Source organism: Kribbella jejuensis, from assembly GCF_006715085.1.
GTDB lineage: Bacteria > Actinomycetota > Actinomycetes > Propionibacteriales > Kribbellaceae > Kribbella > Kribbella jejuensis.
In genome coordinates this window covers 297508-323138 of sequence record NZ_VFMM01000004.1, presented here as the reverse complement: position 1 = coordinate 323138, position 25631 = coordinate 297508, and the positions used below count along the sequence as shown (strand labels likewise).

Annotated in this window: 20 protein-coding genes; 15 read left to right on the top strand and 5 right to left on the bottom strand. The window is 68.4% G+C overall.

Annotated features, from left to right (window positions below):
• Nucleotides 1-9: 9 nt before the first annotated feature.
• Together FB475_RS34330 and FB475_RS34325 are read left to right on the top strand one after the other, a co-directional pair.
• Nucleotides 10-2220, top strand: a complete 2211-nt coding sequence (locus FB475_RS34330) for a polyribonucleotide nucleotidyltransferase (protein WP_141862326.1) — start codon at nucleotides 10-12, stop codon at nucleotides 2218-2220.
• On the top strand, nucleotides 2217-3530 hold the full coding sequence (locus tag FB475_RS34325) for a M16 family metallopeptidase (RefSeq protein ID WP_141862324.1): 1314 nt from the start codon (nucleotides 2217-2219) through the stop codon (nucleotides 3528-3530). Before FB475_RS34330 ends, FB475_RS34325 begins: the two co-directional genes overlap by 4 nt.
• Here the strand turns inward: FB475_RS34325 and FB475_RS34320 are convergent.
• Nucleotides 3520-4392: a LysR family transcriptional regulator gene (locus FB475_RS34320; protein ID WP_141862322.1), complete on the bottom strand. Its 873-nt coding sequence runs from the start codon at nucleotides 4390-4392 to the stop codon at nucleotides 3520-3522. The genes FB475_RS34325 and FB475_RS34320 overlap by 11 nt on opposite strands.
• Before the next feature lie 79 nt (nucleotides 4393-4471).
• Here FB475_RS34320 and FB475_RS34315 point away from each other — a divergent pair, with 79 nt between their 5' ends.
• A complete protein-coding gene (locus FB475_RS34315; RefSeq protein WP_238332620.1) occupies nucleotides 4472-5650 on the top strand; it encodes an MFS transporter in 1179 nt (392 codons plus the stop codon).
• On the opposite strand, the gene FB475_RS34310 is transcribed toward FB475_RS34315, so the two are convergent.
• Together FB475_RS34310 and FB475_RS34305 are read right to left on the bottom strand one after the other, a co-directional pair.
• Complete coding sequence (locus tag FB475_RS34310) at nucleotides 5628-6749, bottom strand: cytochrome P450 (RefSeq protein WP_141862320.1); 1122 nt, start codon at nucleotides 6747-6749, stop codon at nucleotides 5628-5630. The two genes, FB475_RS34315 and FB475_RS34310, sit on opposite strands and share 23 nt — an antisense overlap.
• Nucleotides 6746-7372 (bottom strand): hypothetical protein, encoded by a 627-nt coding sequence (locus FB475_RS34305; protein WP_141862318.1) that lies wholly within the window; start codon nucleotides 7370-7372, stop codon nucleotides 6746-6748. The genes FB475_RS34310 and FB475_RS34305 overlap by 4 nt, the downstream gene beginning before the upstream one ends.
• A gap of 78 nt (nucleotides 7373-7450) precedes the next feature.
• Between FB475_RS34305 and FB475_RS34300 the strand changes: the two genes are divergently transcribed.
• The 12 genes from FB475_RS34300 (at nucleotide 7451) to FB475_RS34245 (ending at nucleotide 22849) form a co-directional block, all read left to right on the top strand.
• Nucleotides 7451-8068, top strand: coding sequence for a TetR/AcrR family transcriptional regulator (locus FB475_RS34300; protein WP_202878679.1), 618 nt, complete (start codon nucleotides 7451-7453; stop codon nucleotides 8066-8068).
• Between the two features lie 25 nt (nucleotides 8069-8093).
• Nucleotides 8094-9845 carry an ABC transporter ATP-binding protein gene (locus FB475_RS34295; RefSeq protein WP_185759564.1) on the top strand — a complete coding sequence of 584 codons (1752 nt, stop codon included), beginning with the start codon at nucleotides 8094-8096 and terminating at the stop codon, nucleotides 9843-9845.
• The gene (locus FB475_RS34290) at nucleotides 9842-11569 is read left to right on the top strand and encodes an ABC transporter ATP-binding protein (RefSeq protein ID WP_141862314.1); all 1728 of its coding nucleotides are present in this window, start codon (nucleotides 9842-9844) and stop codon (nucleotides 11567-11569) included. The genes FB475_RS34295 and FB475_RS34290 overlap by 4 nt, the downstream gene beginning before the upstream one ends.
• A 270-nt stretch (nucleotides 11570-11839) precedes the next feature.
• Nucleotides 11840-13420, top strand: a complete 1581-nt coding sequence (locus tag FB475_RS34285; RefSeq protein WP_238332619.1) for a peptide ABC transporter substrate-binding protein — start codon at nucleotides 11840-11842, stop codon at nucleotides 13418-13420.
• A complete protein-coding gene (locus FB475_RS34280; protein ID WP_141862310.1) occupies nucleotides 13417-14343 on the top strand; it encodes an ABC transporter permease in 927 nt (308 codons plus the stop codon). Before FB475_RS34285 ends, FB475_RS34280 begins: the two co-directional genes overlap by 4 nt.
• The gene (locus FB475_RS34275; RefSeq protein WP_141862308.1) at nucleotides 14336-15229 is read left to right on the top strand and encodes an ABC transporter permease; all 894 of its coding nucleotides are present in this window, start codon (nucleotides 14336-14338) and stop codon (nucleotides 15227-15229) included. The genes FB475_RS34280 and FB475_RS34275 overlap by 8 nt, the downstream gene beginning before the upstream one ends.
• Nucleotides 15226-16221, top strand: a complete 996-nt coding sequence (locus FB475_RS34270; RefSeq protein ID WP_185759563.1) for an ABC transporter ATP-binding protein — start codon at nucleotides 15226-15228, stop codon at nucleotides 16219-16221. Before FB475_RS34275 ends, FB475_RS34270 begins: the two co-directional genes overlap by 4 nt.
• Nucleotides 16218-17210, top strand: coding sequence for an ABC transporter ATP-binding protein (locus FB475_RS34265; RefSeq protein ID WP_141862306.1), 993 nt, complete (start codon nucleotides 16218-16220; stop codon nucleotides 17208-17210). The genes FB475_RS34270 and FB475_RS34265 overlap by 4 nt, the downstream gene beginning before the upstream one ends.
• Nucleotides 17211-17234: 24 nt before the next feature.
• The gene (locus FB475_RS34260) at nucleotides 17235-19046 is read left to right on the top strand and encodes a hypothetical protein (protein ID WP_141862304.1); all 1812 of its coding nucleotides are present in this window, start codon (nucleotides 17235-17237) and stop codon (nucleotides 19044-19046) included.
• Nucleotides 19047-19083: 37 nt separating this feature from the next.
• Nucleotides 19084-19830 carry a 4-hydroxy-tetrahydrodipicolinate reductase gene (gene dapB / locus FB475_RS34255; RefSeq protein WP_202878678.1) on the top strand — a complete coding sequence of 249 codons (747 nt, stop codon included), beginning with the start codon at nucleotides 19084-19086 and terminating at the stop codon, nucleotides 19828-19830.
• Nucleotide 19831: 1 nt separating this feature from the next.
• Complete coding sequence (locus FB475_RS34250) at nucleotides 19832-20275, top strand: hypothetical protein (protein WP_141862300.1); 444 nt, start codon at nucleotides 19832-19834, stop codon at nucleotides 20273-20275.
• Nucleotides 20276-20377: 102 nt separating this feature from the next.
• Nucleotides 20378-22849 carry an ATP-binding protein gene (locus FB475_RS34245; RefSeq protein ID WP_141862298.1) on the top strand — a complete coding sequence of 824 codons (2472 nt, stop codon included), beginning with the start codon at nucleotides 20378-20380 and terminating at the stop codon, nucleotides 22847-22849.
• 371 nt (nucleotides 22850-23220) lie between these two features.
• Here the strand turns inward: FB475_RS34245 and FB475_RS34240 are convergent, their stop codons facing one another.
• Together FB475_RS34240 and FB475_RS34235 are read right to left on the bottom strand one after the other, a co-directional pair.
• Complete coding sequence (locus FB475_RS34240) at nucleotides 23221-24918, bottom strand: alpha/beta hydrolase (RefSeq protein WP_141862296.1); 1698 nt, start codon at nucleotides 24916-24918, stop codon at nucleotides 23221-23223.
• A gap of 103 nt (nucleotides 24919-25021) precedes the next feature.
• Nucleotides 25022-25624, bottom strand: a complete 603-nt coding sequence (locus FB475_RS34235) for a GNAT family N-acetyltransferase (protein ID WP_238332618.1) — start codon at nucleotides 25622-25624, stop codon at nucleotides 25022-25024.
• Between the last annotated feature and the right edge of the window lie 7 nt (nucleotides 25625-25631).

The following is a 25631-nucleotide window of genomic DNA, read 5'->3' as shown; positions in this document are numbered from 1 at the left end:
AGTGCGCCGATGGACGGCGCCGAATTCGCTGAGGCCGTCATCGACAACGGCAGCTTCGGCACCCGCACCATTCGCTTCGAGACGGGCCGTCTGGCCCAGCAGGCCGCCGGCTCCGCCGCGGCGTACCTCGACGGCGACACGATGGTGCTGTCGGCCACCACGGCCAGCAAGAAGCCCAAGGACCAGTTCGACTTCTTCCCGCTGACGGTGGACGTCGAGGAGCGGATGTACGCCGCGGGCCGGATCCCCGGCTCGTTCTTCCGCCGCGAGGGCCGGCCCTCCGAAGAGGCCATCCTGACCTGCCGGCTGATCGACCGCCCGCTGCGGCCGTCGTTCGTGTCCGGCCTGCGCAACGAGATCCAGGTCGTCATCACGGTCCTGGCGCTGAACCCGGACAAGCTGTACGACGTGCTCGCGATCAACGCGGCCTCGATGTCGACCCAGCTGGCCGGCCTGCCGTTCTCCGGCCCGATCGGCGGCGTCCGCGTCGCGCTGATCAACGGCCAGTGGGTGGCGTTCCCGACCCACACCGAGCTCGAGGACGCGGTCTTCGACATGGTGGTCGCCGGCCGGGTGACCGAGTCCGGTGACGTCGCGATCATGATGGTCGAGGCCGAGTCCACCCCGGGCACGTTCGAGAAGGTCGCGGCCGGAACCCAGGCGCCGACCGAGGAGATCGTCGCCGAGGGCCTCGAGGCCTCCAAGGCGTTCATCAAGACCCTGGTCGAGGCGCAGGCCGACCTGGCCGCGCGGGCCGCGAAGCCGACCGGTGAGTTCCCGGTCTTCCCGGACTACGCCGACGACGCGTTCGCCGCGGTCGAGGCCGCCGCGAGCGAGGAACTGGCGCAGGCGCTGACCATCGCCGGCAAGCACGAGCGCGAGGACGCCACCGACGCGGTCAAGGCCGCGACCGTGGAGAAGCTTGCCGCCGACTTCGAGGGTCGTGAGAAGGAGCTGTCCGCAGCCTTCCGCTCGCTGACCAAGAAGCTGGTCCGGCAGCGCGTGCTCAAGGAGAAGGTCCGGATCGACGGCCGCGGGCTGACCGACATCCGGCCGCTGAAGGCGCAGATCGGCGTGCTCCCGCGGGTGCACGGCTCGGCGCTGTTCGAGCGCGGCGAGACCCAGATCCTGGGTGTCACCACGCTGAACATGCTCCGGATGGAGCAGCAGCTGGACACGCTCTCCCCGGAGACCCGCAAGCGGTACATGCACAACTACAACTTCCCGCCGTACTCGACCGGTGAGACCGGCCGGGTGGGTTCGCCGAAGCGCCGCGAGATCGGTCACGGCGCGCTGGCCGAGCGGGCGCTGGTGCCGGTGCTGCCGTCCCGGGAGGACTTCCCGTACGCGCTGCGTCAGGTGTCCGAGGCGCTCGGTTCGAACGGTTCGACCTCGATGGGTTCGGTCTGCGCCTCGACGCTGTCGCTGCTGAACGCGGGTGTCCCGCTGAAGGCGCCGGTCGCCGGTATCGCGATGGGCCTGATCTCCGGTGAGGTCGACGGCAAGGAGGAGTTCGTCGCGCTGACCGACATCCTCGGCGCCGAGGACGCGTTCGGCGACATGGACTTCAAGGTCGCCGGTACGAAGGACTTCGTCACCGCGCTGCAGCTGGACACCAAGCTGGACGGCATCCCGGCCAGCGTCCTCGCGGGTGCGCTGAAGCAGGCCAAGGACGCGCGGCTGACGATCCTGGACGTGATGGCCAAGGCCATCGACGCGCCGGGTGAGATGAGCGAATTCGCGCCGCGGGTGATCTCGGTCAAGGTCCCGGTCGACAAGATCGGCGAGGTCATCGGCCCGAAGGGCAAGATGATCAACCAGATCACCGAGGACACCGGCGCCGACATCTCGATCGAGGACGACGGCACGGTGTACATCGGCGCGACCGACGGCCCGTCGGCCGAGGCCGCCCGGGCCGCGATCAACGCGATCGCGAACCCGACCATGCCGGAGAAGGGTGAGCGCTACCTGGGCACGGTCGTGAAGACGACCAACTTCGGTGCGTTCATCAGCCTGCTGCCGGGTAAGGACGGCCTGCTGCACATCAGCAAGCTGCGTCCGCTGGCCGGTGGCAAGCGGGTCGAGGCCGTCGAGGACGTGCTGTCGGTCGGCCAGAAGCTGCAGGTCGAGATCGCCGAGATCGACGACCGGGGCAAGCTGTCGCTGATCCCGGTGATCGAGGGCTCGGACGAGAAGAAGGACGAGCCCGCGGCAGAGTGACTCGAGCAATCACGAGTACCCTGCTGAGCCCGGAGGAGGGCGGTCCGGTCAAACGGACCGTCCTGCCCTCCGGGCTCCGGGTTCTCTCCCAGTCGGTACCGGGCTTCCGCTCGGTCACTTTCGGGCTCTGGGTCGGCGTGGGTTCCCGCGACGAGCCGGAGCAGCTGGCCGGTGCGACGCACTTCCTCGAACACCTGCTGTTCAAGGGCACTGAGCGTCGCGACGCGCTGGAGATCTCCGCCGCGATCGACGCGGTCGGCGGGGAGATGAACGCGTTCACCGGCAAGGAGTACACCTGCTACTACGCGCGGGTGCTCGACACCGACCTGCCGCTGGCGGTGGACGTGATCTGCGACATGATCACCTCCGCCACGCTCACCGACACCGACGTGGAGAGTGAGCGCGACGTCATCGACGAAGAGATCGCGATGCACGCCGACGAGACGTCGGACCACATCCACGACCTGTTCGCCGAACAGCTCTGGGGCAAGTCACCGCTCGGCCGCTCCATCACCGGTACGCCGGAATCGGTCGCCGGGCTGTCCCGCCGGCAGGTCGTCGGCTGGTACCGGCGCCGCTACAAGCCGTCGAACATCGTCGTCTCGGTGGCCGGCAACGTCGACCACGCCGACGTCGTACGGCTGGTGCGCAAGGCGTTCGAGCGGCACTGGGTGACGGCGGAGGCCGAGCCTGCCGCGGTCCGGCGTGGTTCGAGCCGGCGGGTTCCGACGTACGGCGGGGTGCGGGTGCATCACCGCGACGTCGAGCAAGCGCATCTCGTTCTCGGCATGCCCGGGCTGGTGCGCAGCGACGACCGCCGGTACATCGCCGGCGTCCTGCACGGGATCGTCGGCGGCGGGATGTCGTCGCGGTTGTTCCAGGAGGTGCGGGAGAAGCGCGGCCTGGCGTACTCGGTGTTCACGTTCGGTTCGGCGTACGCCGACTCCGGCATGGTCGGCGTCTACGCCGGATGCCTGCCGAAGAAGGCGCCCGAGGTCCTGGACGTGATCCGCGGCGAACTCGAAGCGATTGCCCAGGGCAACATCACCCCGGACGAACTGCTCCGCGGCAAGGGGCAGATGCGCGGGTCGGTGGTGATGGGCCTGGAGGACACCGGCGCGAAGATGACCCGGATCGCGAAGGCCGAGCTCGTGTACGGCGAACTACCGACCGTCGACGAGATCCTGCACCGGATCGACTCGGTCACGCTCGACGACGTGACCCAACTCGCCGCGGAGCTCTACGCGGGTACGCCCGCGCTCACCGTGATGGGCCCGTTCAAAGAGGACACCACGGCGTTCAGTCTGTGAGGCCGAGCAACGCCAGGAACGCGGCCGCCGCGGGGGAGCGGCCCGTTGCGCTCCAGACGACGTATTCGACCCGGCCAGGCGCGTCCTTGATCTCCACGGTGGCGACGCCGGGCAGTTGTGGTGCGTAGGTCGAGGCGAACAGCGCGACGGCAAGTCTCTCGCTGACCAGCCGGGCCATGAGTTCGGCCGTGCTGACCTCGAACGCGACGTCGCGGACGAGCCCCGCCGCTTCGAAGGCCTGGTCGCTCTGCAGGCGTCCGGCTGTGCGGGGCGGTAGGTCCGCGAACGGTTCGCTCGCCAGCCGCTTCAGGGTGACCGACGGTTTGCCGGCCAGCGGGTGGTCGGGTGGTACGACCGCGACCAGGCGGTCGCGGGCGAGTTCACGGGCTTCGACGCCGCGCGGCTGAATGCTGGTGGGCAGGCCGAGGAACGCCACGTCGAGGAGGCCTTCCTTGACCTGGTCGGCGAGTTTCTCGCTGGCGCCGACGCGCATCGAGATCCGTACGTCGGGGTAGTCGCGCCGGAAGTCCCGCAGCGCGGCGGGGATGTCGACGGCTGCCACCGTCGGGATCAGGCCGACGGCGAGCCGGCCGCGGACCAGACCGACCGCCGCGGATGCTTCCGCTGCGGCGCGCTCGGCCGCGTCCAGGCACTGCCGTGCGGCCGGGAGGAACGCCGTACCGGCCGTTGTCAGCGCGACGCGCCGGCTGGTGCGGTCGAAGAGGCGGACGCCGAGTTCGCGTTCCAGTTTCGCGATCTGGTGGCTGAGCGCCGACTGGACCACGAGACAGCGGTCGGCGGCGCGGGTGAAGCTGTTCGTCTCGGCGACCGCGAGGACGTACCGGAGTTGCTGGAGTTCCATGGATCTATCTTGAATCATGATCGATGCGTTGACGAACATGTGTTGGACTCATCGATAGTCACGGCCGGAAACTGCTTGAGTGACTACTGAATCTCTCGAGCGCACGTCGACGGCGCGCTCCTGGCTGGGCGTCGCCGCGATCACCGCCAGCCTGTTCGTTTTCCTGACCACCGAGCTGATGCCGGTCGGCCTGCTCACCCCGCTGAGCAGCAGCCTGGACGTCCCGGTCGGCGTGGCCGGCCTGATGGTGACGCTGTACGGCGTCTCGGCCGGTCTCGGCGTACCGTTCATCGTCGCGTGGAGCCGGCGGGTCAACCGCCGCGTGCTGCTGTCGGTCCTGTTGTCGGTGCTGACCGTCGGGAACCTGGTGACCTCGATCGCGCCGAACTTCCCGCTGATGCTGGCGACCCGGCTGTGCATGGGGTTCGCGAGCGGGGTGTTCTGGGCGATCGGCGTCAGCATGGCGATGCGGCTGGTAGCGCCACGCGACGCGGGACGGGCGGCCGCGACCGTCATGTCCGGGATCTCGGTCGCCGCCGTGGTCGGTATCCCGCTCGGGATCTTCCTCGAGAGCCGGACCGACTGGCGGACGACGTTCCTGATCTGGTCAGGGTTGAGCCTGCTCGTGCTGATCGCGGTGGTTGCGGCGATTCCTTCGCTGCCGTCGGACAATGCGGTGCCGGTGCGTGAGGTGTTCGCGTTGCCGGGACGGAATGTGCGGCTCCGGCTCGTGATGGTGATGGTGATGCTGTTCGTGCTCGGGCACTTCGGCGCCTACACGTTCGTACGGCCTTATCTGGAAGGGGAATCGTCGTCGAGTCCGGCGTTCATCACCGCGATCCTGATGGCGTACGGTGCGGCCGGTGCCGTCGGCAACTTCATCGGCGGACGCGTGGTGCGGTGGAACGTTCGCTCCGGCTTCATCCTCGGTTGCACCGGTGTCGCTGTGGCTCTGCTGTTGTTGCTCGTCGCCGGCAGTTCCCCGGTCGGTCAGGTTCTCACGCTGATCCTGTGGGGCATGTCGTTCGGCGTGGTCCAGCTGTCCCAGGTGAACCTCACCCAAGCCGCCGCACCCGACACCTTCGAAGCGGCCATGTCCCTCAACACGATGGCCTACAACACCTCCATTGCCCTGGGCGCCCTCTTCGCCGGTCTGTTCGCCGACCACACCGGCATCAGCAGCGTCCTGTACTTCGGTATCGCGCTGACGGCTGCGTCGCTGGTGGTCACGCTGGTCACCGGGCGGCGGACAGCTTGATCGGCAGGGTCTGGTAGCCGCGCAGTACCAGTCGATCGCGCCGCGTCGGCTCGCCGTTCGCGGTGATGGTGAAGCGGCGGAGGCGGTCGAAGGCGATGGTCGCCTCGAGCCGGGCGAGGCTGTTGCCGAGGCAGATGTGCGCGCCGGCACCGAAGCTCAGCGGCTTGTTGTTCGGGCGCCCCGGATCGAATCGGTCCGGGTCCGGGAAGCGTTCGGGGTCGCGGTTCGCGGCGCCGAGCAGTAGGACCAGATCGCTGCCGGCGGGGATCGGCGTACCCGCGATCGTCCCGTTCTCCCGTGCGACGCGGGTGGTGACCTGCACCGGGGAGTCGTACCGCAGGACCTCCTCGACGAAGGCCGCATCCGTCGGCAGGTCCGGTTGCCGGAGCAGGAGCTGGAGGCCGTTGCCGAGCAGGTCGGTGGTGGTCTCGAAGCCGGCTACGAGCAGCAGGATCAGGTTGGCGAGCAATTCTTCGTCCGACAAGCGTTCACGTGCGGCGACCAGCGCGGCGATCAGGCCGACGGGTGGCGGATCCGCGATCAGGTGTGCGAAGTACGCCCCCAGCTCGCGGGCCGCCGCGTCGGCGGCAGCGTCCGAGTCGCCGGTGAGTTCCAGTGCCGTCGTCAGGTCTGCGGCGAGCGGGCGGAAGCGGTGCCGGTCCGAGGCCGGTACGCCGAGCAGCTCGCAGATCACCGTCACCGGCAGCTGGAACGCGAACTCGTCCATGAAATCCACCTCAGCCGGGAGGTCGCCGAGCAAGTCGTCGACCGCGGCCGCGATGGCCGGTCGCAGTTCGGCGACCCGGCGCGGGGTGAAGACCTGTGAGATCAGCGAGCGCATCCGGCCGTGGTCGGGTGGATTCGTCCGCAGGATCGAGCGTTGCATCAACTCCAGCGACGGTTGGCTCGACGGCTGGCTCGGGATCTCGAACGCGGGGTTGCGGAGTACCTCGTTCGCCGCGGCGTAGCCGACGACCAGGAAGATGCCGTCGGCAACCGGTAGCAGCGGGCCGAGACGATGCGCGGCGGCGTACAGCGGGAACGGGTCGGCGCGGCCCGCGGGGGAGAGCAGGTCCTGGAGGAGTTCGGCGGCATTCATGCCCGGCGGCCCAGGAGCACGTAGCCGACCGTGTAGAGCGTGGCGCCGGCGACCTCGAAGATCTGGATCAGTCCGAAGCGTGGGCCGGACGTGAAGATGAAGAGACCGCCGACGGTGTATGCGACCGCTCCGACGCCGAGGAGTACACCGTGCAGGGTGAGTCCGCGTCTGCTCAGCGCCCGCCCGAGCCAAACGTACCCGAGCGGGAAGATCAGCAGCGCCGGGAAGACGATCAACGCCGCCGGGGTGTTCAGGTCGGCCGGCTCGTGCACCATGCTCGGCGCGTACTCCGCGCGGACCGGATTGTGCGAGCCGTCGAAGACGATCAGCGCGAACCAGAACAACGTCCCGGCCATCGCGGCGTACCAGGACCGGAGGTCGCGACGTTCCTTGCTCAGGGCAATCATGCTGGCCAGGCAGGCCACCTGCAGGCCGAGGCCGGCCGCCTGGATGTCGTGTGTCAGCCCGTACCGCTCGCCGACGGCCGCGATACTCCAGCCGTCCCGGGCCGGATGCAGCAGAGTGCCGAGCCAGAACAACGGTCCGCCGGTGAAGGCGGTCAGCCGAGCGGTGTTGCGGAGCTGCCGGCGCAGGCCTGTCGGCGCGGATTCGGTGGTGGTCATGGTCGATCTACTTTCACTAGAGTGTTCCTCTAGCGAACCACTAGAGCACTGCTCTAGTCAATTGGTATGCTGCGGTCCATGGCACGACGTGCGGAACAGACCCAGGCCAACCGGCAGCGCATGCGAGAGGCAGCGCTAGCGCTGTTCACCACCCGCGGCTACTCCGCAACCTCGATGCAGGCCATCGCCGACGAAGCGGGCATGGCCGTCCAGACGCTGTACTTCACCTTCAAGACCAAACGCGCGCTACTGGGCGAGTTGCTGGACGTCGCGGTAGCCGGCGACGACGAACCGATCCCGAACCTCGAACGCCCTCAGGTCCGAGCCGCGCTCGATAACCCGGACCCCGTAGCCCAACTCCACGAACAGGCCCGCCTGGCCCGCGAGGTCTACGAACGCGTCGCCCCGATCCTCCAGGTCATCTCCCACGCCGCAACCGCCGACCCGGAAATCCACGACCTCTGGGAAACCAACAACGCCCAACGCGCCATCGTCATGGAACGAATGACCACCGCCCTCGCCACCAAATCCGCCCTCCGCGATGGCCTGGACGTAGCCACAGCAACCGACATCACCCTCGCCCTCCTGAGCCCAGAGCTCTACCACCTACTCACTGCTCGCCGCGGCTGGCCCCCGACCCGCTGGGAACAATGGACCGCCAACGCCCTCGTAACCCAACTCCTCCCACCGGGATAGTGCCTGGATGTTGTTGACTGGGCCCGTGACCGGGCTTCGGGGGTTCGCGGGGGTGGCTTGGCGGGCAGGTCGCGGGCTGTCGGTGTTGGTGGTCACGACGATTTCCTTGTCGGCGGCCGCGCCGGTCGTGCTGGCAGTGGCGCTCGGGCGGGTTGTTGCGGGATTGGGGAGTCAGCGCGCGGTTGGTTGGGCGTTGCTGGCTGCTGGATGTCTGCTGCTGCAGTGGTTGGCCGGGGCGTTGCAGCGTGCGGCCGCTGTGGCGCTGGGGGAGCGGGTCGACGGCCTGCTGCGGCAGGAGTTGATGCGGGCCGTGGCGGGGCCTGAGGGTGTGCGGCGGTTGGAGGATGCCGGCACGGCGAACCTCGTCGAGGTTGGGCGCGAGACGTTGCGGGGGGACTGGGCCCGGCCGGGGCGGTTGGTGTCGACCGTTGGAGGATTGGCTACCGGGCGGATCGTTCTGGTGGCGGCTGGGGTGAGTTTGGCTGGGTTCCACTGGTGGCTCGGCGCGGGTTTGCTGATCGCCGGCGTGTGGGCGGCGTACGAGGACAAGGTCGCGTCCCGTGCCGAGGCCGGACATCACTACGGGACCACCGAGTCCGCCCGCCGGATGCGGTACTTCAACGATCTCGGTACGACGCCACCTGCCGCGAAGGAGATCCGCTTGTTCGGGCTCCCGGAGTACGTCGTCACCCGCCACGGCGAGACGTGGACCGCGACCATGCGCCGCGTACTCCACCGCCCAGGGCGACGGCCGCTACTGGCCACGGTCTTCCTCGGCGTCGTCGTCCTGGGCGGTATCACCCTGGTGATCCACGCGGCCCTGACCCACCACCTCTCCGCCGGTGTCACCGCGACGTACGTCCAGATGTTCATGGTCGCCCTAGCAGGCATCCAGCAGTCGTCGTGGTCGGGTCTGCAGGCGGAGCTCGCGTTGGCAACCCTCCACCGGTACGACGACGCACTCAAGGCGCTCATCACCGACAGGCAGCAGGCGGGAAGAGGCGGTCGTTCCGCTGCTGGGATGCCTCGGCGGGAGATTGCCTTCCGTGGAGTGGGGTTTAGCTATCCGGGGACCGAGAAACAGGTCTTGCGGGGGCTTGACCTCGTGGTGCCGGCGGGGCGGGCGGTGGCGGTGGTGGGGGCCAATGGGGCGGGGAAGACGAGTCTCGTCAAGTTGCTGTGTGGGTTGTACGAGCCTACTGACGGGGAGATCCTGGTTGACGGCGTTGAGTTGAAGGACCTCGAGCTGTGGCAGCGGCGGTTGGCAGTGGTATTTCAGGGGCCCGTTCGGTTGCCGATGTCGGCGTCTGAGAACGTTCGCTTCGGTCGCCCCGCCGGGTCGGCTGATGCGGCGGCGGAGCGGGCGGGGGCGGCCGGCGTCATCGAAAGCTTGCCGCAGAGGTGGGACACCGTTCTGTCGGCGGAGTTCGACGGTGGGGTTGAGTTGTCCGGCGGGGAGTGGCAGCGGGTGGCGCTTGCGCGGGCCATGTACGCCGTCGAGCACGGGGCATCAGTACTGATCCTGGACGAACCGGCGGCACATCTGGACGCGCGTTCCGAGGCCGAGCTCTACCGGCGGTTCCTCGATCTCACGGACGGGTTGACCACGATCGTGATCTCGCATCGGTTCTCCACTGTGCGACAGGCGTCCACGATCGTCGTACTGGACGAAGGCCGCGTGATCGAGCAGGGCTCCCACGACGAGCTGCTCGAACGCGACGGCACCTACGCACACATGTTCCGCTTGCAGGCAGCACGTTTCGGGGAGCCGACGTGAAGACAGCCCGGCTACTGATCGGGCTCGGGTGGGAGATCGGCCCGGGCCTGTTCCTGGTGTATACCGCGGTCACGATGTCGAGCTTCGTCAGCCCGTTGCTGTTCGCGCTCGGGTTGCGGCCGCTCGTCGACGGAGTGATCGAGAGCGACCAGCACCGGATGATTGCCGGAGGCATCGAAGTCGCCGTCGCACTCACGGTGGTGCTGATCGCCCCGATCGGCTACCGCTGGGCAACGGTCCGGATGCGTGAACGCTCCAGCTTCGTCTCCGAACGCCGGATCCTCCGACTCGCCACCAACGCCCCACAGGTCGAGCACTTCGAGCGCCCCGAGTTCCTCGACCGCCTGCAATCGCTGCGCCGCGACGCCGCCGGACTCGGCGACAGCGTGACGCTCCCGTTCATCGCACCACTTGTCGTCGCGCAACTCGCCGTCAGCACAGTCCTGCTCGCCAACCTCAGACCTGTGCTCGCTCTCCTCCCGCTGATCGCGATCCCAGCGCTTTGGCTCAGCCGCTGCGCCGAACAGCTCCGTCGTCGTGCCGAGCTGGAAGCTGCTCCGCACCGCCGCCTGGCCGAGCAACTGTTCACGCTGTCGGTGTCGCCCGCGGCGGCGCAGGAAATCCACGTCGCGTCGGTCAGCCAAGAACTCGTTGCCGAGCACAGCCGAGCCACCAAGAACGCCAACCGCATCACCCACACAGCCCTCTTCACCTCGGCGGTCATCGGCTCGATCGGCTGGTCCCTGTTTCCGGTCGCGTACGCAGCCGCGCTCCTGCTCGTCCTCCATGACTCCGCTGCGACCGCGGGCGATGTCGCACTGGCGATCGCCCTGGCCGGCGCCGTCATCGCCGCGGCGACCAGGATCCTCGACCTCGCGGGTTCCGTACTGCGAATCCGCACGACCGCCGAGCACTACTTCTGGTTGTCCGAGCAAGCCCACCGCGAACCAGGAACCGAACCCGTACCCCACCGCCTCACCCACGGCATCGAACTGAGGAACGTCACCTTCTCCTACGGCGACCGCCCGGTCCTGGCGGGCATCGACCTGCACCTCGAAGCAGGCCGCACGATCGCGATCGTCGGCGAGAACGGCGCCGGCAAGTCCACGCTCGTCAAGCTGCTCACCGGCATGTACCGCCCGCAGTCCGGCGAGATCCTCGTCGACGGCGTGGACCTCGCCGCGCTGGACCTCACGCAGTACCGGCAGAAGCTGAGTGCCGGGTTCCAGGACTTCGTCCGGTACCAGCTGACGGTACGAGAAGCAGTAGCCGTCGGCGGTCTGACCGAGCCCGCCGACCGGACAACCCAGGCCATCGCGAAGGCTGAGGCAACCTTCGTCGACACGCTGCCCCAAGGCCTCGATACTCAGCTGGGCAGCGACGGTGTCGAGCTGTCCGGCGGTCAGTGGCAGAAGCTCGCGATCGCCCGCGCCCTGGTCCGGCCGGCACCGCTCCTGATGATCCTCGACGAGCCGAGCGCCTCGCTCGACCCGCAAACCGAGGCGGCCTTGTTCGACCGTCTCGCCACCGAGGCGCGAGCAGGCCGAGCCGACGGCCGGATCACGGTGCTGATCTCGCATCGGTTCTCGACGGTACGTTCCGCGGACCTGATCGTCGTCCTCGAGAACGGTCGCGTGACCGAGCAGGGTACGCACGAGGAGCTCCTCGATCGTGGCGGAACGTATGCGGAGCTCTACGGTCTGCAAGCGGGTGGGTATAGCTGAATGTGCAACTGTGAGCAGTTCTAGATATCGCTTGTCATCTGATGACTTAGCCGGGCTGATCTGATTAAGTGGAGGGTTGCGCAGCTGTGACCGGCCGGTCGTCTGAGGTCTTGGCAAAGTAACGCCTACGTTACGCGCCGCCGCTTTGTGTCTGACAACGTTGACATGCGCAGTTTCGACCAGCAACCATGACGCTTGATCCGCCCGCCTAGCGGCCCTCCCGCCGAGGAAGTTGGTAAGACTGTGCGACGTCTGACTGGGGTTGTGGGGGTGGCACTCGGCTTGGCGCTGGTGCTCGCCTCCTGTGGGGATGGCAAGAGCAGCAGTGGAGGCGGCTCCGGGGGCAAGAGCGAGATCATCGCGATCGCTGCCGACCCGCTGGACTACATCAACCCGCTGAACGACAACGGCACCGCGGGGATCGGCGTCTCGATGGCGATCTTCGCGCCGCTGGTGACCACCGACCCGGACACCGGCAAGCTGCAGAACGTGATGGCTGACTCGGTCACGCCGGACAAGAACAGCCAGACCTGGACGATCAAGCTGAAGGCCGGCAACACCTTCCAGAACGGGCAGCCGCTGACCGCGAAGGACTACGTGGACAGCTGGAACATGACCGCGGAGGGCTCGAACGGCTGGAAGAACAACGGCTTCTTCTCCAAGGTCGAGGGGTACGACGCGCTGAACCCGCCGACCCCGGACGGCGCCACGCCGAAGCCGACCGCGGTGAAGACGATGAGCGGCCTGAAGCTGATCGACAACCTGACGTTCTCGGTCAAGCTCAAGGTCCCGTTCTCGCAGTTCGGGCTCACCCTGCAGTACCTGGGCCTCGCGCCGCTGCCCGAAGAGGTGCGCAAGAACCCGGACGCGTACAAGCGCAAGCCGATCGGCAACGGCCCGTACAAGCTGGACGGTGCCTGGAACGCCGGTGATGACCTCAAGCTGGCAAAGTGGGACGGCTACAAGGGCCCGCAGATCCCGGAGGCCGACCACATCACGTACCGGTTCATCCCGAACGCGGACACGGCGTACAACGAGTTCCTGGCCGGCAACGTGGACTTCACCGACGTCCCGTCGACCAAGGTGAAGAGCTTCAAGACCGACGCGCCCGACCAGTGGGTGACCAGCGTCAGTTCCGGCGCGAACTACCTGGTGATCCCGGCCTGGGACGCCCGGTTCAAGAACCCGAAGCTGCGGTACGCGATCTCCGAGGCGATCGACCGCAAGGCGTTCGCCGACCTGGTCGGGCTGGCCGAGCCGGCCAAGGGCCTGGTCGCGCCGGACATGCAGGGGTACCGCGCCGACGCCTGCAAGACCTGTGACTTCGACGCGGGCAAGGCCAAGCAGCTGCTCCAGGAGGCCGGGGGCTTCCCCGGGGTGCTGAACATCAACTACAACACCACCTCCGCGACCGGGCAGATCTTCGCCGAGGCGATCGGCAACATGCTCCGGCAGAACCTCGGGCTGAAGGTGAAGTACACCGGCAAGCAGGGATCGGAGATCACTGAGCTCGCCGACTCGCACAAGCTGGACGGGCTGCGGTTCAGCGGCTGGGGTCACGACTACCCGTCGATCGAGGACTACCTGACGCCGATGTTCAAGTCCAACGGCGACGCGAACTTCGCGCACTACTCGAACCCGGCGCTGGACGCCGTGCTGGCCAAGGGCGACGCCGAGCCGGACCCGGACAAGGCGATCAAGCTGTACCAGCAGGCCGAGGACATCGCGCTCACGGACATGCCGCTGATCCCGCTGTACACCAAGTCGAACGCGTATCTGCACTCGGACAAGATCCAGCCACGCGTCTCGAAGTACACCGGCGTCTCGGCAATCTGGTCGACGTTCAAGTGATCCGTTTCGTCCTTCGCCGCGTCCTCGCGGCGATCCCGATCGGCCTGGTCGTCACGCTGGGGGTCTTCGCGCTCGTGTTCGCGATGCCCGGAGACCCGCTGCGTGAACTGGCCGGCGACAAACCGATCCCGGCGGCGGTACTGGCGGCGAAGCGCGCCCAGTTCCACCTCGACGATCCCTTCATCGTGCAGTACCTGCTGAGCATGAAGGACATCCTCACCGGGCATTTCGGCACCACGTTCGCGGGTGCCGACATCGCCGACCAGTTGCGGCTGCGGATCCCGGTGACGCTGAAGCTGGCGTCGATGAGCCTGGTGTTCCAGTGGATCTTCGGCCTGCTGTTCGGCCTGTACGCCGGGTTCCGCCGGAACGGAGTCGTCGACAGGATGTTGCTGCTGGCAACACTCGTGGTGCTGGCGGTGCCAGGCCTGGTGCTCTACTTCACCGGGCAGTACCTGTTCGGTGTCGAACTGAAATGGCTCCCGGTGTCGGGGGTCCGTGACGGCTGGCCGACCGCGTACCTGTTGCCGGCGCTGTGTATCGGCATCTCCGGGTTCGCCGGCCTGGCCCGGCTGACCCGGACGTCGATCGTCGACACCACCGGCTCGGACTTCGTCAAGACCGCCCGGGCCAAGGGCCTCGGCGAGCAACGGATCCTGTGGCGGCACGTGCTGCCGAACGCCTTGCTGCCGGTCGTCACGCTGATGGGCATCGACCTGGCCGGGATCTTCGCCGGCGCCGTGCTTGCGGAGAGCATCTTCAACCTGCCGGGCCTCGGCCAGTTCATGTTCCAGGCGATCAAGCTCAAGGAGGGTGGCGTCGTGGTGCTGTTGTCCACGCTCGCGTTCCTGATGTTCATCCTGATCAACCTGATCGTCGACGTGGTCTACGGCGCGATCGACCCGAGGGTGCGCAATGTCTGAGACTCAGCAGGTGTTCGGGGCCGAAGCACAGGACCTCGAAGGCCGGACCCTGTCGAACCGCGAGCTGCTCTGGGCGTTGCTGCGCAAACCGCAGTTCGACATCTGCCTCGTGCTGGTCGTGGTGTTCTTCGCGATGGCCGCGGTGCCGCGGCTGTTCACGTCGATCGATCCACGGTTCTGCGAGCTCACCAAGAGCCAGCACGGCCGTGAACCGGGGCACCCGTTCGGGTTCGACATCCAGGGCTGCGACTACTTCGCGAACGTGATCTACGGCGCGCGCCCGTCGGTGCTGGTCAGCCTGGTCGCCGGGTTCGGCGGGTTCGCGGTGGCGGGTCTGCTCGGCCTGCTGGCCGGCTACTTCCCGGGCGCGGTGGACACGATCATCTCCCGGGTGGCCGACGTCCTGTTCGCGCTGCCGGGGCTGATCGCACTGATCGTGATCCTGAACTCGGTGCCGAACCGCAGTATCTGGATCATCGTCGCGATCATCCTGGTCACCGCGTGGCCGCAGGGGATGCGGATCATGCGGTCGACGGTCTTCTCGGTCCGCAACCGCGAATACGTGCTGGCCGCGCGTTCGATCGGGGTGCCGCCGCTGCGGATCCTGCGCAAGCACGTGTTCCCGAACGCGATGGCCCCACTGCTCGCGATGACCACGCTCGGCATCGGCGGTCTGATCGGGCTGGAGGCGGTACTGACGTTCCTCGGGGTCGGGCTGCAGCCGCCGTCGATCTCCTGGGGATCGCAGTTCGGCGTCGCGACCTCGTACCGGGAGACGCCGCACCTGTTCGTCTGGCCCGCGATCTTCATCTCGACGATGACGATCTCGTTCATGATCATCGGCGACTCGATCCGGGACGCCCTCGACCCGAAGTTGATGCGATGAGTGGCGACGTGCTGTTGAAGGTGGACAACCTCAGCGTGGAGTTCGATACGCCGCACGGCGCGGTGCGAGCTGTCGACGGGGTGTCCTGGCAGGTGCGGGCCGGTGAGACGCTCGCGATCCTGGGCGAGTCCGGCTCCGGCAAGAGCGTCTCCACCCAGGCGCTGACCGGGATCCTGGAGATGCCGCCGGGCCGGATCGTCTCCGGTACAGCGGAGTACCGCGGCGTGGACCTGATCTCGATGACCACCAAGGAGCGCCGCAAGATCGTCGGCGACCGGATCACGATGGTGTTCCAGGACTCGCTGTCCGCGCTCAACCCGGTGCAGTCGGTCGGTACCCAGATCGCGGAGTGCTTCCGGGTGCACCGCGGGATGTCGAAGCGGGACGCGATGACCAGGGCCGCCGAGATGCTCGACCGGGTGCGGATCCCGGCCGCGGCGAAGCGGGTCCGGGACTACCCGCACGAGTTCTCCGGCGGGATGCGGCAGCGGGTGATGCTGGCGATGGCGCTCGCGCTCGACCCCGACGTCTTGATCGCCGACGAGCCGACCACCGCGCTGGACGTGACCGTACAGGCGCAGATCCTGGAGCTGATCGCGGAGCTGCAGGCCGAGCGCGAGATGGGCGTCGTCCTGATCACGCACGACCTCGGCGTGGTCTCCGACGTCGCCGACAACGTCGTGGTGATGTACGCCGGCCACGTCGTCGAGCGGGCCGCGACGGCGCAGGCGCTGGAACACCCCGTCCACCCTTATACCGAAGGCCTGCTCGGCTCGATGCCGTCGGCCGACCTGAAGGGCCGCGAGCTGCCGACGATCCCGGGTACGCCGCCGTCGCTGCGCGCGATCCCGTCCGGTTGCGCGTTCCGGACCCGCTGCCCGATCGCGATCGACGACTGCGCACGCGAAGTACCGCCGCTGCTCACCGTGGCACCGGGGCGCGACGCCGCCTGTATCCGGCGTACGTCGCTTGCCGCCAAGGAGGCTGTATGAACGAGTTGCTGGTGGCAACGAATGTCGTCAAGCACTACGACATCAGCCCGGCGCTGAGCTTCGGGACCAAAACGGTCGTCCGCGCGGTCGACGGCGTCGACCTGACGCTGCGCAAGGGCGAGTCGCTCGGCATCGTCGGCGAGTCCGGGTGCGGCAAGTCGACGCTGGTCCGGCTGCTCGCGGCGCTGGAGAAGCCGACCGGCGGACAGATCGCGTACGACGGCGTCGACGTCAGCAAGCTCCGCGGCCGCGCACTGCGCAGGTGGCGGCGGAACGTCCAGGTCGTCTTCCAGGACCCGTACTCCAGCCTGAACCCGCGGATGCGGGTCGGCGAGATCGTCGGCGAGCCACTCCAGGTGCACCCGGACGTCGCGCGCGGGATCGACATCCGCAAGCGGGTCCGGGAACTGCTCGAGCTGGTCGGGTTGCGGCCGGAGGACGAGACGAAGTTCCCGCACCAGTTCTCCGGCGGTCAGCGGCAGCGGATCGGTATCGCGCGCGCGATCGCGCTGAATCCCGATGTCCTGCTCTGCGACGAGCCGGTGTCGGCGCTCGACCTGTCCGTCCAGGCGCAGGTGGTGAACCTGCTGATGCGGCTGCAGCGGGAGCTCGGTCTGAGCATCATCTTCGTGGCTCACGACCTGTCCGTGGTCCGGCACGTCTCGGATCGGGTCGCGGTGATGTACCTCGGCAAGGTCGCCGAACTCGGCGAGCACCAGCAGGTGTACGACGCACCCGCGCACCCGTACACGCAGGCGCTGCTGTCCGCGGAGCCCGGTCTGGCCCGTCAGGGCCGGCAGCGGATCGTGCTCGCCGGTGACCCGCCGTCGCCGGTGCTGCCGCCGTCCGGCTGCCGTTTCCACACCCGCTGCCTGCGCGCCGAGGCCAAGTGCAGCAGCGACGTACCGGAGCTCCGCGAGATCCCGTCCGGACAGATCGTCGCGTGTCACTTCGCCGAGGACGCGCAGACGGCTTACTCCACGGCCTGACGTCGATGGCCTAGGGTGGCGGCCGTGGCTACGGTTTCCTCGGCAGGCAGGCGGTTCGCGCTGCTCGCCGGGGTGACCGTCGTGGCAGCCGCCCTGGCCGCATGGTGGATCCTGAGTGCGGGACGGGCCGCCAACGAGGGGTTCGACATCACCGACGAGGGCTACTACCTGCTCTCGTACCGCTGGTGGGACAGCAATCCGCTCGCGTTGACGGGCGTGCAGTACATCTACGGCCCGATCTTCGAGTGGCTCGGGTACGACATCGTCAAGCTCCGATTCTTCCGGCTGTTCACGGTCGTCGCAGTCCACGTGATCTTCGGTTACAGCTTCATGCGCTGGCTCCGCGGCCGGCGCCCGGCGCTGCCGCCGACGCGGCTCTTCGAGGTCGGCGGTACGGCGGTCGTTCTCGCCGCGGGCGGCATGTGTTATGCGTGGCTCCCGCAGTCACCGGGATACAACGATGTCGTCCTGCTCGGCGCGCTGACGCTGGTGTCCTGCGTGCTGTGGATGGCCGCCGCGGTCGATCGCGGTACGCCGGTACCGTTCTGGATCTTCGTGGTCTTCGGCCTGGTGATCGGCGTGATGCTGCTCGCCAAGTGGACGTCGGTCGTGGTGATCGGGCTGATCGTGATCACCGCGGTGATCGTCCTGGCCGGACAGTCCTGGCGATCCGTTGCCTGCGGCATCCTTTACGCCCTCGCCGGGATCGCGCTCACTGCGCTGGTGGTCCAGCTGTTCGTGGTGCACCTGAGCGTCGCCGTCCCGGGCATCCTCAAGGTCAACAAGTTCATCGCCGGTACGTCGTACACGCCGTCCCAGCTCCTGCACCTGTACTGGTCGAGCACGGTGAACCTCCTCGGACGGACACTGGCTGCGCACGGCCTGCTGCTGCTCGCGACCGCGGTCGCCGTCATCGCCCGCTGGCGCCCGCTCCGCATTGCCGCCGCGGTCCTCGCGCTGGTCGCCTTGATCCTGTCCGTACGCCACGTGATCGTCGACAACGGCGCGCTCGGCGGTTCGCAGCACATCCAGATGTACGCCGAGACGCTCCTGGCCGCCGTACTCGTAGCCGTCGTGGCCGCCGCCGGTGCCGTCATCGGGGGCCGGGTCGGCGTGACGCCCTGCTCCCGGCTGGGCCGCGAGAACACCCGGAGTTGGGTGATCCTCACGCTGCTCGTGCTGCTGCCGCTGGTGCAGGCCTTCGGGACGAACACCCCGCTGTACACGATCGGTTTCAACGCCTTCGCGGCGTGGGCCGCGGTGATGATCGCCGTACTGACCGGCATCTGGGCCACGCCGGTCGTCGCCCGCCTGATGCTCGCGATCGTGCTCACGGGATCGCTCGTCGCGACGTCGGTGATCGCCTACACCGGGCTGTTCCACTACCCGTACCGCTCGGTCGGTCACTCGCAGCTGACCGCGGCCGCGACGTTGCCGCCGTTGAAGGGCCTGTACCTGTCCGCACCCGCCGAGCGGAACTTCGGCCGGCTGGCCGCGGTGCTGAAGCCGTACACCGAGCCGCCCGGACGCCCGATACTCGCCCTCGACAAGATGGCCGGCCTGGTCCTGATGCTCGGCGGCCGCCCGCTCGGCGAGGCCTGGATCGCGCCGAAGGAACGGAGCCGGACGGTCGCGGGCATCGAGGAGGTCTGCCGGCAGAACCGCCCGGCGCGGCCGCCGCTGATCATCCTGAACCGGGAGATCTCCGACCTGGAGGTGAACGCGCTGCGCGGCTGCGGCGTCGACTTCCGCACCGGCTACGTGCAACTGGCGCCGGCCAAGCAGACCATCGGTTTACAGGTGTGGGTACCGAAGAGCGAGCGGGCGGCCGGATGAGATCCTGGTGCCCTCGAACCGATGAGGAAGGCTGCGGATGATCAAGGTCGGTGTGCTGGGGGCCAAGGGCAGGATGGGCGCTCAGACGTGCCTCGCGGTCGAGGAGGCCGCCGACTGCGACCTGGTCGCGCAGCTCGACCAGGGCGATTCGCTGGACGCGCTGACCGAGGCCGGTGCCGAGGTCGTGGTCGACTTCACCCGCCCCGAGGTCGTGATGGACAACCTCGCCTGGTGCATCGAGCACGGCATCCACGCCGTCGTCGGCACCACCGGTTTCGACGCCGAACGGCTCGCAGTCCTGCAGACGCAGCTGGCCGCGTCGCCGACGACCGGCGTCCTGATCGCCCCGAACTTCTCCATCGGCGCCGTGCTGATGATGCAGTTCTCCGCCAAGGCCGCGAAGTACTACGAGTCCGTCGAGATCATCGAGCTGCACCACCCCGACAAGGTGGACGCCCCGTCCGGTACGGCCCGCCGTACGGCGGAACTGATCGCGGCCGCGCGCCGCGACGCCGAGTCCGGGCCGATCCCGGACGCCACCACCACCGCGCTGGACGGCGCGCGCGGCGCGGACGTCGAAGGGATCCGGGTGCACGGCGTCCGGCTCCGCGGGCTGATCGCACACCAGGAGGTGCTGTTCGGCGACGAGGGCGAGACGCTGACCATCCGGCACGACTCGATGTCCCGGGTCTCGTTCATGGCCGGCGTGCTGCTCGGTGTCCGGACCATCGCGACCGCGCCCGGGCTGACGGTCGGTCTCGAGCAGTTCATGGACCTCACCTGAGATGAGAGCCAAGCAGACCGCTTTCGTGCTGGCGGTCGTGTTCGTCGCGTACGCCGCGCTGATCGGCTACCGCGGCGTCCTGCTGATCAAGGTCGGTACGACGGTCTCGGTCGTGCTCGGACTCGCGGTCCTGGTGATCCCCGTCATCGGCGCGTACCTGGTTTGGCGGGAGATCCAGTTCGGCCGGCGGACCGAAGTACTGGCCAAGGAACTGGAGGCCGTGGGCGGCCTGCCGGTCGACGATCTGCCTCGCCGGCCGTCCGGCCGGATCGACCGCGCGGCCGCGGACGAGGCCTTCGGGCGGTACCGGGCGGAGGCCGAGGCGGCGCCCGACGACTGGCGGGTGTGGTTCCGGTTGTCGACCGCATACGACGCCGCGGGCGACCGGAAACGGGCCCGCGCGGCGATGCGCACAGCGATCGGCCGGCACGATTCGAAGTCCTGACTTCGCCGGGAAGCCTGACAACACGAGTGATTCGGGCTATTTTCAGGTACATGGCGTGGCAGCCGCCACGTCAAGGGGTCGGAGACTGGGTGGGGCCGTCCTGTGCCGTCAGATGGAGCTCGCCGAGGATCGGACGATGCGCAGGAGGGCGGATTCGGCGGGCTACTGCGTCGGCACCGGCGAGAGGCCGGGCTGTCGCAGGAGGGACTCGCCGAGCTCGCCGGTCTGAGCGTCGACGCGATCGCGGCGTTGGAGCGAGGTCGCCGGCGTGCGCCGCGAGCGCACACGCTGCGGCTGCTCGCCGACGCGTTGCGGTTGGCCGAACCGGACCGTCAACGGCTCACCGCCGCAGCCCGTAGAGAGACCGACTCCGCCCGGCTGCCGCTGCGCCGGCCGCCGGCACCGACCAGCGAAGTCGTCGGCCGCGGCACCGAGCTGACCGCGACGACTCGCCTGCTGGCACAGCGAATCACTCGTTTGCTTACGCTCACCGGTCCGGGCGGGGTCGGCAAGACCCGGCTCATGCAAGCCGTGATGAGCGAAGTCGCGGACAGCTTCCCGGACGGCGTCTGCTGGGTCCCACTCGCTCCGCTGACCAATCCCGACAGCGTCCTGCCGACACTGGCCGCGTCGCTCGGTGTGCAGGCACAGCAGGTCGACGAGATCGCGGAGCAGATCGGCCGCAGCGGCATGCTGCTGGCGTTCGACAACTGCTCGCACATGGTCGCGGCCGTCGGCTCGATCTGCGCGACCCTGCTGGAGCGCTGCCCGAACCTGTCGATCCTTGTGTCCAGCCGCGAACTGCTGCGGCTACCCGGCGAGAGCGTGTACGTGGTGCCTTCGCTGAGCCTGCCGTACGACGAGGACCACCTGGAGGCATCCGAGGCGGTGCGGCTGTTCGTCGAGCGGGCGATCGCCCGCGGCTACGACCCGACCGGGCAGCTCGACCAGGTCGCGCGCGTCGTCCGCCGGCTCGAAGGGATGCCGCTGGCGATCGAGCTGGCCGCGGCGCGGACGAACGTGATGACGATCGAGGAACTGGCCGGCGAACTCGAGGTCTCGTTCGGCATCCTGGCCGGCGGTGCGCGGACCGCGTCACCGCGGCAGGCGTCGATGTACGGCGCGATCGAATGGAGTCACGCGCTGCTCACTCCGGCCGAGCGGGAGCTGTTCGCGCAGCTGTCGGTGTTCGCCGGCGGTTGGACGCTCGGTGCGGCGACGAGCGTACTGTCCGGCGTCACGTCGCGGGTCGAGGCCCTCGACCTGATCGGCCGGCTCGCGGACAAGTCGCTGATCAAGGTTGTCCGGCGCGGTGGCGTCGCGCGGTACTACATGCTCGCGGTGATCCGTGAGTTCGCCGCCGACCGCCTGCGGTCCATGGGTGAGACGGACGCCGCGGCCGAGCGGCACGCGCGGTACTACCTGAGCCTCGCCGAGGAAGCCGAAGGCCACTTGCGTGGTCCTGAGCAAGGGGAGTGGCTGGACCGGTTGCAGGTCGAGCTGGCCAACCTGCGGGTCGCGATGGCGTGGTCGCTGCGGACCAACTCGGTCGAGGCGGCGCTGCGGCTGGCCGGCGGGCTGTGGCTGTTCTGCTCGTTACGCGGTCACTACGCCGAGGGGAGTCAGTGGCTCGAGCGCGCGTTGCAGCTGGGCAAGTCGGCACCGCCCGAGCTCGCGGCCGCCCGCGCGAAGGCGAACCTCGGTGCCGGCACACTCGCGTTCCTGCAGTGCGAGTACGACACCGCGACCGATCGGCTGCAGACCGCGCTGACGCAGTACAAGGAGCTCGGCGACAAGGCCGGTACGGCGCTCGTCCTGCAGCGACTCGGGGGAGTGGCGCGCGAACGCGGGGATTACGACGCGGCCGAGGACCTGCACTGCGAGAGCTACGACCTGTTCGAGAGCCTCGGCGACCGCACGGGCATGGCCTGGGCCCACAACCACCTCGGCTTCGTCGCGTGGTTGCGGGGCGATCTCGAGATCGCCGCCCGCCGCTGCCGGCGCGCCCGGGACAGCTTCCGGGTCGTCGGCGACGGCGAAGGACTCGCCTGGTCGCTGATCAACCTCGGCGCGATCGCGCAGTACGACGGTGACCTGGTCGAGGCCGAGGACCTGCTGCAGGAGAGCCTCGCGCTGTCCCAACGGCTCGGTTACCGCGAAGGTGTCGCCTGGTCGCTGAACCAGCTCGGCATCGTCGAACGCCGCCGCGGGCTGACCGAGCGCGCCGTCCACCTGCTCGACGAGAGCCTCGCCGAACATCGGGACCTGGGCGATCGGTGGCGGTCGGCCAGTGTGCTCGAGGAGCTCGCCGCGGTCGCCCAGCAACGCGGCCGCAGCGAGTACGCCGCGTTCCTGCTCGGAGCCGCCGACGAAGTCCGGGAAGTGATCCAGGCGCCGGTGCCGCGGATCGAACAGGCCGACCGCGAGGCCACGCTGGCCGCGGTCGAAGCGGCCATCGAACGAAGAACGTTCCGGGCCGCGTGGTCGGCCGGACGGGCCGCGCCGCTGGCGGCCGTCGCGGACGGTTACCCGCCCGGAACCGGGTCCGAGGATCGCACCCGCGACCCGCTCTGACCGCGGTGGTGCCTCGCGGAGCACCACGACCTGGGGGATCGACGATGCCCCGCGAGGGATCTGAGAGCGCGCGCTGCGTGACCCGGCCGGCTGTGTTCTGTCTGGGACCCTCTGTCTGGCCCCCCAGCCAGTCCCCCCACCCAAATTCTGCACAGCCGGCCGAAGCCACGCCTGGCATTGACCGTCATCGAGCCCTCCCAGTCGACGCTCGGTCTCCGCGCTGACATCAAGGTTGCCGTCATTACGCTGTGTCGCACAGGGACGCAACCCTGACATCGCCCTGACAACTATGTCCTGACAACGAAAGCACTACCAGGAATTCGCCGAGCGTGATCGGGATCTATCGGTATGTCAGCGAATTACCGCTGCTTTTACGGCAGATATCCGGAAACAGCCTTTGTGAATCCGGCGATCTTTTGCAACGGAGCACCGGCCGCCTCGTCCAGGCCCGGTACTTCGGGACTCGGCGCGGGGATGCCTTCGCCCTTGCAGCTCGCGTCCGTGGCCGGCGCGACGCCGGTGGTGAGGAACGTGTTGACGATCCGGTCCGCGCACTTGTTCACGCCGCCGTAGACGCCGTGGTCGCCTTCGCCGGTGACCGTCAGCAGACGCGAGCCGGCGTATTGGCTGTGCGCCTCGACCGCGAGCCCGTAGTTCGTCGCCGGGTCGTGCACGGACTGCACCATCAGCGTTGTGGGCAATCCTCTGCCGGTCGGTGTCGGCATCGTCAGGTTCGGGCGCTTCCAGTAGAAGCAGGGGTTCTCGGTCATCGTCCAGCCGACCAGCGGGTAGTGCGGACCGAGCCGCGCCGCGAGCTGTTCGCCGTACTCACGTCCCTGCGGCCACGGGGTGTCGTTGCAGGTGATCGCGGTGAAGGTGGCGTCCTCGGAGTCGTAGTCGCCGAGCATCCGCAGGCCGATCGGTGTGCGGTGCGCGCGCTCGACGAGCTGCTGCTGACGTGCCGGCGGGAGCGCGTCGACACGGCGCTGCGCGGCCCGTGGTCCGCCTTTTGCCTGGGCCGCGGAAAGGTCCCGGAGAAAGAGCAGATCGGCGGCCAGGGAATGGAAGTCGAGCTTGGAGTACATATCGCCGGTGACCATCTGGTCCAGGATGTTCTCGTCGTACGTCACCTTGACCGCGCCGTCCAGGAACTCCTCGGTCGCGGGTTGCGCCTTGAGGCTGCGCCGTAACCGTTCGTACACCCGGATCACGGCGCCGGGCGTCGACCCGAGCTGCAGCACGTCGTCGTACTTCGCCGCCCAGGGCGCGAAGTCCTCACGGAACCGGCGCTCGAAGGCCTGCGGCTGCGCGACGAACGTGTCGAGCCAGGTCCCGGTGAAGTCCGTGTTCGAGTCCAGCACGAAGCGGCCGACGTGCTCGGGGAAGTAGGTCTGGTAGTACGCCCCGAGCCAGGTGCCGCCGGAGTACCCGACGTAGTCGATCTTGTCGAATCCGAGCAGTTGCCGGATCAGGTCCATGTCCTGCACGGTCTGCGCGGTGGTGATGTACGGGAGCAGACCGCGGGACTGCCGGTCGCAGTACGGCTGGGTCAGCTCGGACGCCTCGGCGATCAGATCGCGGGTGCCGGGATCGCGGTCGCGGGCGTCCATCGTGTAGCCGGGCGCACCGTCGCAGCTCACGCTCGTACTGCCGCCGGTACCGCGTGGGTCGAACCCGATCGCGAGGAAGTTCTTCGCCAGCGGCGCCTGGCTCGCAAGGTACGGCGCCATGCCGAGTCCGGCCCCGCCCGGTCCACCCGGGTTGCCGAAGACGACGCGGGTCGGCTTGCCCTTCACCGGGGCGACCTTGCTGACCGCGATCTGGAGGTCGTTCCCGGAGTACTGGTTGGCCCAGTCGCGCGGGACGGTGATCTTCGTGCAGTACGTGCGGAACTCTTCGTCACCACACTTGGTCCACTGCGGTCTCTGCTTCAGGTACTTCGAGGCCACCCGATGCGGCTTGTCGACGACAGTCGCCGATTGCATCGAGGCGGTCGCCCCGGACCCGGGGACGACCAGCACAACAGCAGCAGATATCCCCAGGCCCACGGCCAGGGTGAGGTACTTCATGCAGACTCCAGCGGACGCAGCACGTGATCGGACCGTGACAATCTGTCATGCCCGCCGGATGTGGTCGAACACCACCCCCGGCCCGTCGCGGATCTGCTGTCTGCTACTGCTCGCCCGGGTCGGTGTGGAGGCGGATCTGCTTGATGCGGATGGACTCGTCGCCGTAGAGGTCGAGTTCGCGGTGGGCGCCGTCGGGGGCCCAGCCGGCTTCGGTGTAGAAGGCTCGGAGGACGTCGTCAGTGGAATTGACCCAGACCGTCACCCGGCTGAAGCCGTCGGCGCGGACGGTGTCGACGACGGCGTTCAGGAGCCGGGAGCCGTGGCCGGCGCGGGTCGCCTCCGGGCTGACTGCCAGTTCCGCGATCAAGGCGTCCCGCTGCTGGTCGGCGTCCGGGTCGTCCGACGGTGTGATGGCCGCGAAGCCGACCAGCGTCCGGCCGGCCAGCGCGACCATCACCCGGTTGCGTGCCTCGCCCGGGGCGAGCAGCGCGGCCCGCCACTGGGCCGCGAACTGCGCCGGGTTGAGATCGGCGAGTACTTGGGCGGGCAGCAGCCCGGCGTACGCCGCCCGCCAGGCTGCGACCTGGATCTCGCCGATCTCGTTCGCCTCGGCCGGGAGCGCGAGCCGGACACTCGTCTCGGCGACCGGGGATTCGGCCGAGAGATCCGAGAGGTTCGCAGGTTCCGGTACGCCGAAGTCGCTCATGACCGCC